The 425-nt window shown below is 62.1% G+C and carries 1 protein-coding gene; it reads right to left on the bottom strand.

Annotated elements, in window-relative coordinates:
- Positions 1-425, bottom strand: a 425-nt coding sequence (locus J8I82_RS37985) for an efflux RND transporter permease subunit (RefSeq protein WP_209765792.1), incomplete at both ends; no start/stop codon positions are given.

The raw sequence follows: 425 nt of genomic DNA, 5'->3' as shown, positions 1-425 counted from the left end.
GTGAGCGTCAGCGACACCACCGCCGAGATCAGGATCGACACCGCCAGCGTGATCGCGAACTCGCGGAACAGCCGGCCGACCACGTCGCCCATGAACAGCAGCGGGATCAGCACCGCCACCAGCGAGAAGGTCAGCGAGATGATGGTGAAGCCAATCTGCTTCGAGCCCTTGAACGCCGCCTGCATCGGCGAATCGCCCTTCTCGATGTAGCGCATGATGTTTTCGATCATCACGATCGCATCGTCGACCACGAAGCCGGTGGCAATGGTCAGCGCCATCAGCGTCAGGTTGTTGATCGAGAAGCCGGCCAGGTACATCACGCCGAAGGTGCCCACCAGCGACAGCGGTACCGCCACGCCCGGGATGATGGTGGCGGGGATATTGCGCAGGAACAGGAAGATCACCAGCACCACCAGCGCGATTGC

Origin of the sequence: Cupriavidus consociatus, assembly GCF_017814975.1 — a bacterium.
GTDB classification, from domain to species: Bacteria; Pseudomonadota; Gammaproteobacteria; order Burkholderiales; family Burkholderiaceae; genus Cupriavidus; species Cupriavidus consociatus.
This window is presented reverse-complemented; position numbering and strand designations above follow the sequence as displayed.